General features: G+C 67.2%; 16 protein-coding genes. 12 read left to right on the top strand and 4 right to left on the bottom strand.

From position 1 onward, the window contains the following. Positions 1-24: 24 nt before the first annotated feature. The 12 genes from IT361_11175 (at position 25) to IT361_11120 (ending at position 10,489) form a co-directional block, all read left to right on the top strand. On the top strand, positions 25-1,086 hold the full coding sequence (locus tag IT361_11175; GenBank protein ID MCC6318241.1) for a response regulator: 1,062 nt from the start codon (positions 25-27) through the stop codon (positions 1,084-1,086). Between the two features lie 163 nt (positions 1,087-1,249). Beyond that, positions 1,250-1,975, top strand: coding sequence for a hypothetical protein (locus tag IT361_11170; protein MCC6318240.1), 726 nt, complete (start codon positions 1,250-1,252; stop codon positions 1,973-1,975). Between the two features lie 244 nt (positions 1,976-2,219). Beyond that, entirely contained in the window at positions 2,220-2,765 is a 546-nt protein-coding gene (locus IT361_11165; protein MCC6318239.1) for a hypothetical protein, read from the top strand. Then, complete coding sequence (locus IT361_11160) at positions 2,762-3,478, top strand: SDR family NAD(P)-dependent oxidoreductase (protein ID MCC6318238.1); 717 nt, start codon at positions 2,762-2,764, stop codon at positions 3,476-3,478. The genes IT361_11165 and IT361_11160 overlap by 4 nt, the downstream gene beginning before the upstream one ends. Then, on the top strand, positions 3,475-4,368 hold the full coding sequence (locus IT361_11155; protein ID MCC6318237.1) for a replication initiator protein A: 894 nt from the start codon (positions 3,475-3,477) through the stop codon (positions 4,366-4,368). Before IT361_11160 ends, IT361_11155 begins: the two co-directional genes overlap by 4 nt. Before the next feature lie 15 nt (positions 4,369-4,383). Then, positions 4,384-4,560, top strand: coding sequence for a hypothetical protein (locus tag IT361_11150; GenBank protein ID MCC6318236.1), 177 nt, complete (start codon positions 4,384-4,386; stop codon positions 4,558-4,560). Between the two features lie 134 nt (positions 4,561-4,694). Then, positions 4,695-6,275, top strand: coding sequence for a S41 family peptidase (locus IT361_11145; protein ID MCC6318235.1), 1,581 nt, complete (start codon positions 4,695-4,697; stop codon positions 6,273-6,275). 10 nt (positions 6,276-6,285) lie between these two features. Then, positions 6,286-7,344 (top strand): PD40 domain-containing protein, encoded by a 1,059-nt coding sequence (locus IT361_11140; GenBank protein ID MCC6318234.1) that lies wholly within the window; start codon positions 6,286-6,288, stop codon positions 7,342-7,344. Between the two features lie 9 nt (positions 7,345-7,353). Beyond that, on the top strand, positions 7,354-8,403 hold the full coding sequence (locus IT361_11135; protein ID MCC6318233.1) for an SPFH/Band 7/PHB domain protein: 1,050 nt from the start codon (positions 7,354-7,356) through the stop codon (positions 8,401-8,403). Positions 8,404-9,431: 1,028 nt separating this feature from the next. Then, positions 9,432-9,638 carry a cold-shock protein gene (locus IT361_11130; GenBank protein ID MCC6318232.1) on the top strand — a complete coding sequence of 69 codons (207 nt, stop codon included), beginning with the start codon at positions 9,432-9,434 and terminating at the stop codon, positions 9,636-9,638. Between the two features lie 170 nt (positions 9,639-9,808). Then, the gene (locus IT361_11125) at positions 9,809-10,090 is read left to right on the top strand and encodes a hypothetical protein (GenBank protein MCC6318231.1); all 282 of its coding nucleotides are present in this window, start codon (positions 9,809-9,811) and stop codon (positions 10,088-10,090) included. Between the two features lie 15 nt (positions 10,091-10,105). Next, positions 10,106-10,489 carry a hypothetical protein gene (locus IT361_11120; protein MCC6318230.1) on the top strand — a complete coding sequence of 128 codons (384 nt, stop codon included), beginning with the start codon at positions 10,106-10,108 and terminating at the stop codon, positions 10,487-10,489. Positions 10,490-10,749: 260 nt separating this feature from the next. Here the strand turns inward: IT361_11120 and IT361_11115 are convergent, their stop codons facing one another. From IT361_11115 to IT361_11100, 4 genes are all read right to left on the bottom strand, one after another. Further along, positions 10,750-11,436, bottom strand: a complete 687-nt coding sequence (locus IT361_11115; GenBank protein ID MCC6318229.1) for a hypothetical protein — start codon at positions 11,434-11,436, stop codon at positions 10,750-10,752. A 129-nt stretch (positions 11,437-11,565) separates the two neighbouring features. Further along, on the bottom strand, positions 11,566-13,368 hold the full coding sequence (locus IT361_11110) for a glycoside hydrolase family 3 C-terminal domain-containing protein (GenBank protein ID MCC6318228.1): 1,803 nt from the start codon (positions 13,366-13,368) through the stop codon (positions 11,566-11,568). 5 nt (positions 13,369-13,373) lie between these two features. Then, positions 13,374-13,652 carry an oxidative damage protection protein gene (locus IT361_11105; protein ID MCC6318227.1) on the bottom strand — a complete coding sequence of 93 codons (279 nt, stop codon included), beginning with the start codon at positions 13,650-13,652 and terminating at the stop codon, positions 13,374-13,376. A gap of 97 nt (positions 13,653-13,749) precedes the next feature. Further along, complete coding sequence (locus IT361_11100; GenBank protein ID MCC6318226.1) at positions 13,750-14,508, bottom strand: fatty acid desaturase; 759 nt, start codon at positions 14,506-14,508, stop codon at positions 13,750-13,752. Positions 14,509-14,685: the final 177 nt, after the last annotated feature.

Genomic DNA, 14,685 nt, shown 5'->3' with positions numbered 1-14,685 from the left:
CGGCCGGCTCGGCGGAGCGGGACCATGCTGACCAACCTCGTCATCGGAGATGCGGACGTCGATCGCGTCCTCCTGGTCGACGACGAGGAAGCGGTCCGGGAATCCCTGGCCCGCTACCTCGGCCGGCGCGGCTACCTCGTAGAAACAGCGGCCAGCGCCGGCGAAGCACTCACCCACCTCGGCAACCAGCGCTACACGCTGATGGTGTGCGATATCCGCATGCCGGACATGTCGGGACTGCAGCTGGTGCCCGAGGCCCGCCGGGTGGACCCGGATCTCGCGATCGTCATGCTGTCCGCCCTCGCCGATGCCCCCAGTGCCGCCGAAGCGCTACGGCTCGGCGCGATGGACTACCTGGCCAAGCCGCTGGAGCTCGAGAAGGTCCGGCATGCGCTCGAGCGGGCCATCCGGCGCCGACGTTTGCTCCTCGAGCAACGCAATGTGGAGCGCCTCCTGCAAGCCGAAAGCGCTCGTCTCACCCGTGAACACGCCCGCGAGGTGGAATCGCTCGCCGATGGCGTGGTGCATGCCCTCGTCCGGGTCACCGAGTTGCTCGAGGCCCGCGAAGCCGGACACGCAGGCCGCATGCGGCGCCTGGCGGCGGTGGCCGAAGCGGTGGCCGTGGCCATCGGGCTCTCCCCCCATCGCGCGTGGCAGATTCGCAGCGCCGCACAGCTGTCGGACATTGGCGTTCTCGTGGGTCCGCGCGGCTCCCGTGGGTCGACGGGCAGCACCCAGCGCGCCCTCGACATCCTGTCCGGACTCACCTCACTGCCAGATCTCGTGGAGGGCGTGCGGGATCAGGGGGAGTTCTGGGACGGATCCGGCGGACCGCGCCGGGCACGGGGGGACGACATTTCGTTAGGCGGCCGTGTGCTTGCCGCCGCCCGCGCCTTCACCGAACTCACCGCGCCTCGAACCGCGACCCCTCCCCTGTCCACCGAGGAGGCAGCCGCCCGCGTCTCCCGGGAAGCGGGTACGCGCTTTGACCCGGGTGTCTGCGATGCGCTCACTCGAGTGATCCGCGAGCGGCGACTCTTGGGCTTCGACGCCGACGTCCTGGAATCCCAGGCCCCGCGGGATTGAGGCGGCACACGAACGCGGCTTGACGGAATCCCGTCGCAATTGTACAAGGTGTCTCCCGGGTGGCGCAGTCACAGGCATTCGCCTGCTGACGATGCGCCGGGGACGCGTCCCGGGCAGCAGAGTCCAACTCCCTATTTGGCCGATTTTCACCACGGAGGAATACATGGCAAGCGTTGACACGCAGGATGGCGCCTTGCGGTTCGGCGACGACGACGAGATGGACGACGTCGGATACGGTGGGGGCGCGTCCTACGACGATGATGGCGATGACGACGACGGCTGGGGATCGACCAAGCACGACGATTCCCTCTGGGAGGATCCCGACGAAGCCGCACTCGACGAGGAGGAGGAAAGCGAGACCGTAGAAGAAGCGGCCGAGGACGACGTCGAAGATGAGGACGTCTTTGGAGCGCCGCGTCGCCGCGCGGCTCGACCGGCCACCCCACCAGCTCCAGCCGGGGCCGCACCGGCCGCCGCGGCGACACCGCCGGTGAAGTCCGCGCCCGCAGCCAAGGCCGCGGCGCCGACCAAGACTCCGGCCGCACCCGCCGCCAAGGTCTCCCCAACGGCCAAGGCCAGCGCGCCTGCTGCCAAGGCGAAGCCAGCTCCCAGGACCAGTGCGCCCGCTGCCAAGCCGAAGCCCGCGCCCAAGATGTCCAGTCAGCCCGCCAAGCCTGCCAAGACAGTGAGCAAGCCGGCCGGCGGAAAGAAGGCCACCGGAAAGAAGGCTGGCGCAAAGCAGGGGACCGTCAGCAAGGGCGCCGCGAAGAAGTCGGCACCGGCCAAGGCAAAGAAATCCGGAAAGAAGGCAGCACCCGCAAAGGCTGCCGCAAGAAAGCCTGCAAAGAAGGCCGCCACCGCGAAGAAGGCGGCAAAGAAGAAGCGGTGAACTCCCGACGGATCGGGCGTCGACCGGCACGACAATAGCCCGGTGGACGCCGATCCGCTCCGTTGGGCGAACCGCGTGTCCCTGGCGGTCGGCGGCGGTGGCATGATCGGGGGGATGGCGATCCATCAATCGCGACACGAAACCGATCCGCACCATGGCCCGGCGTTCGCGCGCCGTGCGCGCCTGACGAGTTGCTTGCTCGCTCGTCTGGCGCCTGCCACCGGGCGCCGCGTAATCTACCCGGATGCCGGAGTCCCCTGTCGCCCTGCTGCGCGCGCATGCGCGGTTTGCACCCTGGAATGCGCGCGGACTCGCAGCGCACGTCTCCGGACTGGTGGATGCGGTGGGCGTACGGCCAACCAACGCCTCGGCGCGCGCCATGCCGTCTGCGCGAGCCGTGCGCTTCTACGTCTCGAATCGTTTGATGGACCGCCCCGAAGGCGCGGGAACCTCAGCGACGTACGGCTATCGGCATTTCCTTCAGCTGCTCTCCATCAAGATCCGCCAGCGCGAAGGCCTGAACCTCGAGGCCATTCGCTGCGAGATGAAAGAGGTGACCGGCGATGCACTCGAGCGCCGCGTGGCCCAGTGGCTCGCGGCGGCGCTCGCGGCGGGTGTCCCCGCGGCCGCGAACAACGACAGCAACGGCCTGCACACGTGGCGGCGTGTCGCCGTTGCTGATGGCATCGAGCTGCATGTGCGCGATGACTCGAGCGCTGCGCACGACGAAGCCATTGTCCAGCTTCGCGAAGCGTTGCGCACGGCGATCGGTCGCATGGAGAAGGCGTGAGCGGCCCGCGGATGGATGGCCGCGTGGCCGTGATCACGGGCGTCGGACGATCTGGCCAGGCGGGGCAGGCGGTGGCCGCGGCGTTCGGATCGCTGGGCGCGCATTGTGTGCTCCTGGACCGCAACGCAGGCGAAGTCGCCGAGCGCGCTGCTGAGCTCCGTGCCGCCGGCGCGAGCGCGGAGGCCCACGCGTGCGACCTGACGGATGCCTCGGCCCTCGGGGCCGTCGCATCGTCGCTCGCCACACGCGCCTCAGGGGAGGTGCACAGCCTCGTGTGTCTCGCCGGCGGCTACGCTGGCGCGGCCGTCGCTGACACGGCGCCAGAAGCCTGGCAACGCATGTTCGACGTGAATGTCACGACCGCGTTCCTCACCACGCGTGCGTTCCTTCCCCTCGTTCGGCGTGGACGCGGCGCGATCGTGTACTTCGCCTCGGCCGCGGCACTCCCCGGGAACCGGGTGTCCGGGCACGTGGCCTATGCAGCGGCCAAGACCGGCGTGCTCACGCTCATGCGTGCGGTCGCGGCCGAGGAACACAAACACGGCGTCCGGGCCAACGCGCTCGCGCCGACCGCCATCCGCACGGCCAGCAATCTCGCCACGCTCGACCCGGGGACCTCATACGTGGAACGCGAGACCGTGGCTGACTGGGTGACCCTCCTCTGCTCGGAGGCCGCCGGTTCGGTGAACGGGCAGGTGATCAAGCTCGGATGAACGCGCGGCCGCGAGAGTTCCCGAACGGCGACGAGCGCCGGCGCACGCACCCGCCACGGCGCCCCCCCGGTAAGCTCATCCTGCTCGACCGGGCGCTCGAAGCGCTGCCCCTGTTCCGTCTCAGCGATTCGGCGGAAGAGGCCTCGATCCTCTACACACCGCCTGCTGGCGGCCGCTGGCGCGTTCTCCCGAGCCCAGGCGACCGGCTGCCCGGCACGTTCGACCAGGACGTGTACGTGGAGATCTGCCGACGGTTTGTCGACGCTGGTGAGCCCGAGGACGGTTCGGTCACCTTCACTTTGCACGCGTTCCTCCGTTCGATCGGTCGCCGCGCCGATGGGCGCACCTACGAACAGCTGCGCGCCGCGCTCAACCGACTCGAGCGCACGTCGCTCGAGTCCAACGCGGCGTATTACAGCGCGTCCTCCGGACACACGCTCGACGGGCGATTCACCGTGCTGTCGGCCGTCTCCATCGATCGACGGCGAGTGCTTGATCGAGAGCAGCTCGCCCTCTTCCCCAACGTCACCACCTCCGAACCGGGCGATGCCCGCGTGACGCTGGCGCCGCTCCTGCGCGCCAACATCGCCAACGGCCACGCCACGTCGCTCGTGGCCGCGCACTATCAGGCCCTGTCGTCTCCGGTTGCCCGTCGCCTCTACCGACTGCTCGAGGTCGCACGCGCCGAGGACACCGTCACCTGGCGCATCGAACTCGAAGCGCTGGCCGAACAGGTCCCGCTCGTCCAGCGATACCCGTCCCACCTCCAACGCGTGCTGCAGCCGGCGCATGAAATGTTGCTCACCGCCGGGATCGTGCGCGACGCGCGGGTCCACCAACAAGACCGCGTCTGGTACGTCGACTACGTCCTCGCGATGCGTTCCGCCTGACCAGGAGGCACAGCCATGGCCGATCCCCGCCTGCCGATCCTCAGTCGCTTCCTCCCCGATCCGCCGGTCACGCCCCCGTCGCCCAAGCCCCCGGTCCAGCCCGCTGACGCCGGATGCAGCACCCTTCCGGTGACGCGCGTAACCGACACGCCGTCCCTCCTGCGGATGCCCGGGGTCACACGGCAGCCGTAGGTGTCTTCCGGTCGGTCCCGCCCCGGTTCGCAAACCCGGCCCGCCGGCGCGGCTCGTCCCCGTCTTGAGGAACCCGCTCGCGGGCCGGGCGTATTCGTTGCACACTGCCTGTCCGTCCCTCACTGGATGACCGCATGAAACCGATCAGAAAGATCGCCCTCGGGTTTGTCGTCGCCGCGCCACTCGTCGCCGGCGGCTTCATGGCCCAGGATCGCGCCACCCAGGACGGCGGGCGATTGCTCGGACAGGTGCTCGACCTCGTCCAGAGCCGATTCGTCGATTCCATCGACGAAGCCATGCTCTACGAAAAGGCCGCGCGGGGGCTCGTCGGCCAGTTGCAGGATCCCTACTCCGAGCTGTTTTCGCCGCACCAGCTCACCCAGTTCAACACCACAACGGGTGGCCGGTATGGCGGTCTCGGCATGCAGATCGAGGACCAGCGCGAACGCGGCACGGTGGTCGCCAAGGTCTTTCACAACACGCCGGCCGAAGCAGCTGGCGTGACCGAAGGCGACATCATCATCGGGATCGACACCCTCTCGACGCGTGGCTGGAGCAATGCGCGTGTTGCCGATTCGCTGCGCGGAACACCGGGTTCCAAGGTCTCGGTGACCTTCGCGCGCCCGGGAGTGACGGAGCCCATCAAGAATGTCTTCACGCGCGCCATCGTTCGCGTCCCCGCGGTGGCCTACGCCATCACCTTCGACGGCATCGGCTACCTCCCGCTCGACAACTTCAATGAGTCGTCGACGCGCGACATTTCCTCGGCCGTTCGCAAGTTCCAGTCTGAAGGGGCCAAAGGCCTGATTCTCGATCTCCGTCGGAATCCCGGCGGGTACCTCGATCAGGCACTGTCCATCTCCAACCTGTTCCTGCCGCAGGGCGTCGAGATCGCTTCGGTGCGCGGGCGCGGCGCCGAACCGCAGGTCTACAACGCGCGTGAAAAGCCCATTGCCGCCGAGATGCCGATCGTCATCCTGATCGATCAGTACTCGGCCTCGGCCGCCGAGATCGTCGCCGGCGCGCTCCAGGACCACGACCGCGCGCTCATTCTCGGTCAGACGAGCTTCGGCAAGGGCCTCGTGCAGACGATGTACAACCTCGACGGTGGCTACGCGCTCAAGATGACCACCGGCAAATGGTTCACGCCGTCCGGGCGCTCCATTCAGAAGGAGCGCAAGCTCCTGCCCGACGGACAGTACGTCGAGGTGCATCCCGATTCGCTCGAGAGCGACTCGGCGCGTCGTGCGCGACCGACCTACAAGTCGACTGCGGGCCGCCTGCTCTACGGCGGCGGCGCCATCACGCCCGACATCCTCGTGAAGCCGGACACGTTCACGACCCCGGAGCAGGCGTTCCTCCGCGCGACAGCGACCAGGTCGCAGGACATGTACATCGCCGTCTATCTCCTTGCCCAGGATCTCAAGGACAAGGTACGGATCGACTTCCAGGTGCAGCCCGCCTGGCGGGAAGATCTCTACGCCCGTCTCAAACAGAAGGGTGTGACCGTCGACCGCGCGCTCTACGACGGAGCATCCCGCTACATCGACCGCGAGATCGAGCGTCGCGTCGCACGACTTGCCTTTGGCGACTCGGCGTTGCGGCGCCGCACGCTGCCGGATGACCCGCAGCTCCAGCGCGCCATCGACATTCTCAAGAAGAACCCGTCGACCCGCGAACTCATTGCGCTCGCGACGAGTCAGGCCAGGAAGTAGATTTTCCTGAATGAGACCCTCACTGATGATCGCCGCCACGAGCCTCGTGGCGGCGTTTTCATGCGCGCGCCGCGCACAGGTCGCGGTGATCCCCGCCGAGAGCGGCGAGCGACACCTCACCAACCTCCGCCAGCTGACGAACGGCGGCGAGAACGCCGAGGCCTACTTCAGTCGCGATGGTCAGTGGATCACGTTCCAGTCCACGCGAGACGGGCGCACGTGCGACCAGCAGTATGTCATGCGTCGCGATGGATCCGGGCTCGTGCGCGTGTCCAACGGCCGGGGAAAGACCACCTGTGGATGGTTCATTCCGGGCAGCGAGCGCCTCTTCTTTGCGTCCTCGCATGCCCACGACTCCACATGTCCCCCGCGGCCGGATCCTTCCGCGGGTTACGTCTGGCCGCTCGACCGTTTTGACCTGTACACCGTCGGGCGCGATGGCAGCGACTTGCGACGACTGACCAACTATGACGTGTACACAGCCGAGGGCGTCATGTCGCCCGATGGGTCGAAGATCGTCTTCACCTCCCTCAAGGACGGCGATCTCGAGATCTACACCATGAACGCCGACGGCAGCGACGTTCAGCGGCTCACCCACTCGCCGGGCTACGACGGGGGCCCGTGGTGGTCCCCCGACGGCACAAAGATCGTCTATCGCGCGCATCACCCCGCAGACTCTGCTCAGCTCGCGGACTATCGCCGGCTCCTTTCGCAGCGCATGGTGCGCCCGTCCCGGGTCGAGCTGTACGTCATGAACGCCGATGGTTCCGACCAGCGCCAGGTGACCGCGCTGGGCGGCGCCAATTTCGGGCCATCATGGACCCCCGACGGCAGGCAGATCATCTTCTCGTCGAACCATCGCACGCCCCGCGGAGGCAACTTCGACCTGTTTCTCGTCGATGCGTCGGCGACGCGCGCGACCGCGGATCAGGTGGAGCAGATCACCTTTTCTCCGGTGTTCGACGGTTTCCCCATGTTCAGCCCCGACGGCAAACAGCTGCTCTGGGCGTCCAATCGGCATGACGCCAAGCCAAACGAAACGAACCTCTTCCTCGCCGACTGGCGGTAGGGAGGCCCAATGATCACCGCAGCCATCGTTGTGGGAATTGCGCTCGTCCTGCTCGCGAAGTCCGTGCGCATCATCGGGCAGGCCGAAGTCATCGTCGTCGAGCGCCTTGGGCGCTTCCATCGGGTCGCGCGTTCGGGACTCAATATTCTCATCCCGTTCATCGAACGTCCCCGCACGCTGGATGTGCGCTACTTCGAAAGCGACGTGTCGGGGCTCAAGAGGATCACGCACAGCTCAACGTCGCGGATCGACCTGCGCGAGCAGGTGCTGAACTTCCCGAGCCAGCCCGTGATCACCAAGGACAACGTCACGATCGATATCGACGCGGTCCTCTACTATCGGGTAGCGGACCCGCAGAAGGCGACCTACGCCGTGCAGAACCTTCCGTACGCGCTCGAGACCCTCACGCGAACCACGTTGCGCAACATCGTGGGCGAGATGGAACTCGACAGCACGCTCGCTTCACGCGATGAGATCAATCGGCGCATGCGGGAGGTCATCGAGGAGGCCTCGCTGGGATGGGGGGTGGACGTCACGCGCGTCGAGCTGCAGGCCATCGAGCCCCCGAGGGACATTCAGCAGTCGATGGAATTGCAGATGCGGGCGGAGCGCGAACGCCGCGCGGCGGTAACGAACGCGGAGGCGACGAAGCGCGCGGCCATCCTCGAGGCCGAAGGCGTGCGAGAAGCGCAGGTGCTGCGCGCCCAGGGCGAGCGCGACGCGGCCGTGCTGCGGGCCGCGGGTCAGGCGGAAGCACGACTCGCTCTGGCGCAGGCGGAGGCCGAGGCCCTGCGGCGCATCGCGGCGTCAATGCCGGACGGGCAAGCCGCGATGTACCTGCTCGGCCAGAAGTATCTCGATGCGCTGCCACAGGTCGCGCAGGGCAAGGGCAGCACGCTGTTCCTGCCCAGTGAGGCCGCAGGTGTGATGGGCGCGCTGGGAGGCTTGCGCGCGATGCTGCAACAGCCAACTGCTGGCAGCGGGGAGGCTGGCTCGCCGACGCCGCGAGCAGGGGCGCGGGCCCTGCCAAGCGGCGACAAGGACGCCGGCAACGGCTAGCCAATTCATGGCGCCCGCGCGACGGATTTCTCAGGACCGTGCCGAGCGCATCGCGCGGTCGCTCGCCTGTTCACACTGCCTGGAGTACTCCTTCAGGAAACTGCGCGTTCGCCCCGCGCCTGCGTCGCACAAGCCCGATCTCAAGACGGTCTGGATTGCCTCACGCACGTGTGGGGTTTGTGGCCTGGAGCAGGAGATCGGCTTGGATGCGCACGGCGACGTGATCTACGGCTTGTAGGTCGACAGATTCGCCGTCGAGTCCGGCAGCCCCGTGCCAAGCCGACGCTTGGGACGCGCGGCGAATCCGCGATCCTTCGTTGGGGCGCGCCCGTCGGTGACACGTGCGTACGGGTCGCCGTGTAGCCGGCGCCCCGCGTGGGGACGCGCTACAACGCTCCCGGCCTCGCGTGCGTTGACCTCATGATCGCGGAGGCCGACCCGAGGGTGGCGAAATCCGAGGGTCGAGGTCGGCGATCCGGCGTGAGAGTGTCGGGGAAAGCCTGAAACGTAGTCGGGTAGCGCGCTTACAAGTTGTTTAGTGACTTGGACTTGCAACGCTAGACGGTTATCTTTCGGCAAGCACAGGCGACTTCTCCGCCGTCAGGGATTCGTTTCAGCTTCGGAGGTCTCATGCGTAAGCCACGTCCGGCGACGTACAACCCCGCGCAGGCGCTGCACCTGATCGCGACGGATCGCACCGGCTCCCCGCTGAGCTGCCCGTCCTGTGGGTCGGGAAAGATCGCCCGCGAGCCGGCGTTCGTTCCGCCACCACCCAAGTCGCATGTCACGCTCACGTGCTCCGCGTGTGGCCGGACAGCGCGATATATTGCAGGCGCTGCGTAGGGTCAGCTCCGCGTCAGGTTCGATCGTTCGTGCTCGTGCACTCGGTCGGTATCGGGTGCGCGAGCATTTTTCTTCGCGCGCGGTCCACCGACGGATGCGCGTGTTTCCGATCGGCGGAGTGCCGCAGCAGCTCCGTCCGATTCCGCTCCACCTGTTTCGCCCCGCAAGGGAAGAGGAATTGTACGATGGCTCGTATCCAAGGCACCGTGAAGTGGTTCAACGACGCAAAGGGATTTGGCTTCATCTCTCGCGAAGGGGGCCCCGACGTGTTCGTCCACTTCAGCGCAATCTCACAGCAGGGATTCAAGTCTCTTGCCGAGGGCGACAAGGTCGAGTTCGAAATTGTCCAGGGGCAGAAGGGACCCCAGGCCGCCGAAGTCACCAAGGTCTGATCCAACTTCCGCTGGCCACAAGTCGCGCGCCCCGGGGTACTCCCCGGGGCGCGTGTGTTTTCGGCCAGCCATTGTTGCGAGGACCGGCGTGCTGCGTCACTCGACGAGACGCACCACGGCAGCGCGAACTTTGCAGGGTTCGCACGCGCGGGGTCGGAAGGAGTCATTCGATGGATCGCACCAAAGTCTTGTATGAACGGCCGCTGCCGGGTGGCGGCTACGTCCACGTGGAAGCCGAGGGGCGTGATGATGCCACCATGCACCGCGTGCATGTGGCGGTCGAGCGTCGCAGTGACCCATCCCGACGCGAGGGCCACGAACCGCCCGTGATAGAGAGCGCCGAGGGCGGCTCCCTGGGACAGCTCGTTCGGCGGCTCGTGGCCATCGCCTCGGATAACGTCGAGGTCGCCCGCGGCTTGCTTCGCCGCAATGGCGGACGAGCCCGCTTCTGATCCGCTGAGCCATTCGTGATGCACAAAGCCCCGATCCATGTGGATCGGGGCTTTGTGTCTTCACGCGACGCGTGCCGGGAGACCCAACTCCATCTGCCGGGCGCGTTCACCGGCCGGGACAGCAGGCCGCGGCGGTTCGAGCCGGGAGGCGGCGTCGTGCGACACGCCGAGGAGGTGGGCCGTCTGATGGTAGAGTCGCAAGGCCTGCAGGGGGGCGGCAAACGGACGCGCTTCGCCGTCCAGGACACGCTGGGCCTCCTCCCGCACCGCCTGCGGCAGGGCCGCCGCCAGCGGATGGTGAAGCAACTGGCGCACAACGACGTCGTCGCGCTGCAGCAGGGCTGTACAGAAAGCGTCGAGAAAGGCGAGCACGTGAAGCCCCCCATTTGTTGTAATTGACACTTTGCAACTAATACGCGTGACGGTCAAGCCAGGTTCCAGTCACGAATCGCGGAGCTCCCGCCATCGACGAGCCCGCCGGTGCGACGCGCCGCACGCTGATGTTGTCGCCTCCATCACGCTCGGCCTTGCCCCGGTGGGCGAGGCGGCCCGAGCTGCACCGGGCCGGATGCCGGCATGCGATCTGGCAGAAGGAGCCGCCGATGAGAGCGGTCCACGTCCGTCCCGAGGGTCGCGATCGCCTCGCGCCGGGCGGCGCGTCAGCCCAGCAGGTCGAAGCGCACGCCGCGACGAGCGCTGCGCCGACGACGGGGCGCGTACTCGAAGTACTGGGCCGGCCGGCCACGCCCCTCGCTCCGCCACGCATCGGTCGGCTGCACGAGGTACGCGGACTGCAGCGCACGTCGAAAGCTCGCCTTGTGCAACGGCTTGCCGAGGAGCAGCTCGTATGTGGCTTGTAGCTCGGTGAGCGTGAACTGCGCGGGGAGCAGCCGAAAGGCGATCGGTGCGTGGTCCATCCGCGCGCGAAGCGCCGCCAGGCCCGCTTCGGCGATCGCGCGCTGACGCGCACCGAGTCCGCCGAGCTCGTCTGAGTCGACCCAGGCGGCGCCCTCCGGATCAGCCCTCGCGCTCGCCGGCATCACCGCAACGAATCCGATCGAGAGTTCACTGCCGCTCGCGTGCCGACGCCCGTCGGCGAACGCCCCGATCTGCTCGATCCACGCCGGCTCACGACCCGTGAGGTCGCGCACGAGACGACGCGCACACCGCTCCAGCGACTCCGATGCCCTGGGCACGCCGTACGGCAGCGACCGCGCGGACCGGTGCCGCCCCATACAGAGGACATCCAGTGCGCCCGCGCCCGGCGCCACCACCACCACGTCGATGGTGAAGGACGTGCGGCGAGCGGTGGGGGGACGTGCGGGAAGGGTGGAACGATCGCGCATGGGCGGGCGAATAAGTAGCCGGCGGCTACTAAAGTCAACCCCGAATTGCGCGCGCCCCCGCCATTCTACCGGTCACCGTCCTCGCGGTCAATCGCGCAGCGCCGCGGTGCGCGTTCCTGCGTCGCAGCGTTAGCGTCGCTCGCGCGCCACGCCAGTGCCGGTGCGTACGAGGCCGGGTATCGAGATCGGCATGTGACCGCTGATCTCGGCTTCCCCGAGGAACGCGCGCGCGGCCGCGCGTTGCGAGGCGGGCGTGCCGCCCCACGCCACGGCGTACGTCGGCACAAATGGCACCTGACTCAAGAGGTACGGTGTGCCGAATGTGATCACCACGACCGGCTTTCCGGTCGCAACCAGTTGTCGCGCGAACTCCACAAACGCGCGGGGTGCGTCAGCCGTCGCCGTTTCCGAAGAGATGTTGACGTACGATCCGATCACCACGACCTCCGACTGCGCCGCCAACGCGGCGACGCGCGCATAGTCCGGCGCGGCATCGTCCGCACTGATGTACGCGGACTGGACGGTCGCTCCACGCGCGAGCTCGGCGTTGAATGTGACACCGGCGCCGAGCTCGGCTCGTCGCGCGTACGTGATCGTAAGCACGCGCGGTTTCGCGCCTGCGACTCCATCCCGCAATGGGAACGCATTGATCGAGTCGCGCACGAGCACAAAGGCGCGCGCGGCCAGCAGCTCCGCGGCATCAACGTGGGCGGAATCGCCCACGACGGCGCGTACCTCGTCCAGAGACACCGTCCGCTGCTGTGACAGGCCAAAGCGGTACTTGAGCTCCAACACACGGCGCGCCGAGCGATCGATCCGTGCGTCGTCGTAGCGCCCCTCGGAGACGCCGGCGACCACCGCGTCGATCGAAGCCGTGATGCGGCGCGGCATCAGCAACACATCATTCCCGGCCGCCACGGCACGCTTGATCGCCTCCACGTCGCCGAACTGATCCACCACGCCGGCCATGTCCATGGCATCGGAGACCAGCAGCCCGTCAAAGCGCAGCTCATTTCGAAGCAGCCCCGTCATGACCTTCGGCGAGAGCGTTGCCGGTACTCCGGAGGAATCGAGCGCGGGCAGGAAACCGTGGAAGGTCATGATCGCGCCCACACCCGCGTTGATCGCTTCGCGGAACGGCAGCAGTTCCATGGTGTCGAGTCGCGCCCGTGGTGCGGATACGGTGGCCAGGGCCAGGTGCGAGTTGGTTTCTGTGTCGCCGTGGCCGGGGAAGTGCTTGCCGGTGGCGAGCATGCCGTTCTGCTGCAGACCACGAATGACTTCAACACCCATTCGAGCCGTGAGCCGGGGGTCCTCGCTGACGGATCGCGCACCGATCACCGGGTTCGCCGGGTTGTTGTTTACGTCCAGCACCGGGCCAAAGGCGATCTGGATGCCCAGAGCCCTACCCTCGAGTGCCGTGACCTTCCCCAGCTCATAAGCAAGCGCAGGATCGTTGGCCGCACCCAGGGCCATCTGCCACGGGAAGTTCGTCGCCCCACCGAGGTCGATCGCATTGGGGACGAAATACCCCCCGCGCGCGCGGAAGCCCACGCCCGTCTCGAGGTCGGCGCTGACGAGGAGCGGCAACCGACTGAGGCGCTGCAGGGCATTGAGCTTGGCCGCGATCTCGGTCGGCGATCCCACCGACACGATCAGCCCCCCAACGTGATCATCCATCACGAACTTCGAGATGCGCTCCCACTCGGCGCTCCCCTCGGGGACGTAGTCGCCGAGAATCCACGGCCACACCAGTTGGGCGGCGCGGTCTCGCAGGCTGAGCGTGCGCAGCACCGAATCCGCCCACGCCCGCGATGCGGCGGTGGAAGGCGCATAGGAGGGCGTCGCTCGTACCAGGGACTCCACCGGCGTGGCAGCGGCGCCGCCCGTGCATGCACACAGCACCAGGGCGAGCAACGAACGCAGCAACATGCGACTCACCAGTTGATGGTTCCCTTCTTTGTGGTGTCCACATCCTCCCCATCGCCCGACTTGAACAGGAACGCCTGCATGTTGCGGGTGAGGAAGCTGCGCGCCTGGGGTTCCATCACCTGCAACCCGTAGTGGTTGATCAGCATGGTCTGCTGCTTGAGCCAGTCGCCCCAGCAGGTCTGGCACACTTCGGCGACGATGCGCTGGCCAATGGCGCCAGGAAAAGGCGGGCGTTCGAACCCCGCCCGGGATTGGCCGCAACGGCCGCAGGTGACGTCACTCATGGTGAGGACTCCGGAAGAGAAAGCACACGCGGCGACCACCGCGAACTCGCGCCGGTCGCGTGAGGGTGGTCGCCGCGATGAACGGTCAGGGCGCCGGTCAGTCGTGACCCGTGCGCGCGTACTGGATCCTGGCCAGCCCCACGAGCGAAAGGAGCCGGAGGTACAGCCAACCCACATCGAACTCGTACCACTTCTGCGAGAAGCGGGCGGAGTGCGGGTCAGCGTGATGATTGTTGTGCAGCTCTTCTCCGCCGAGCCAGATCGCGACCGGCGAAATGTTCCGGCTTTCGTCCTTCACCTCGAAGTTGCGGTAGCCGATGGCATGCCCAACGCCGTTCACGATGCCCGCGGCCCAGAACGGAATCCACAGCATCTGGACGGTCCACACGATGGCACCGATGAACAGGCCAAACAGGTAGACGTCGACCGCGAGCATGAGCACGATCCCGAGCCAATTGAGTGGCGTGAACAAGACGCGCTCGAGGATATCGGTGGGCGTGCCTTTTCCGTACTTCTCGAGCATGCCCGGCTGCCGCACCGCTCGGCGATAATAGAACGCACCCTTGAGCACGATGTTCCGCAGCCCCTCGATCAGCGGGGAGTGGGGATCGCCCTCGCGGTCAGCGAACGCGTGATGCTTACGATGGCACGCCACCCACTCCTTGGTCACGATCGCCGTCGTGAGCCAGAGCCAGAAGCGCATCGGGATGGCCGCGATCCCGTGCAGCGTCACCGCGCGATGGGTTTGCGCGCGATGCAGGAACAAGGTCACGCACGAGTTCGTGATGTGGCCGGCGACGACGATGAACAGGAGGGGTTTCCACCAATCGCTGGCCCAACTTCCAAAGGCTGGCATTGCACACTCCACGAGGTCCGGAACGCCGCAGCCCTTCCCGGAAATGGGGCGGGCGACGGGGGACGGGGAATCTACCGGGGCGGCCCGGGGAGAATCGACCCCGAGGGCGGGCTGATGCGAGACGGTCGGGGCCTCCCGCGGAACGATTCTCGGCGCCAAACTCTCGCGTCCGCTGAA

It is taken from the genome of Gemmatimonadaceae bacterium, from assembly GCA_020846935.1.
In the GTDB taxonomy this organism is placed as follows: Bacteria; Gemmatimonadota; Gemmatimonadetes; order Gemmatimonadales; family Gemmatimonadaceae; genus RBC101.
Note: the sequence above shows the minus strand (reverse complement) of the source record. Positions and strands in the feature narration are given on the sequence as shown.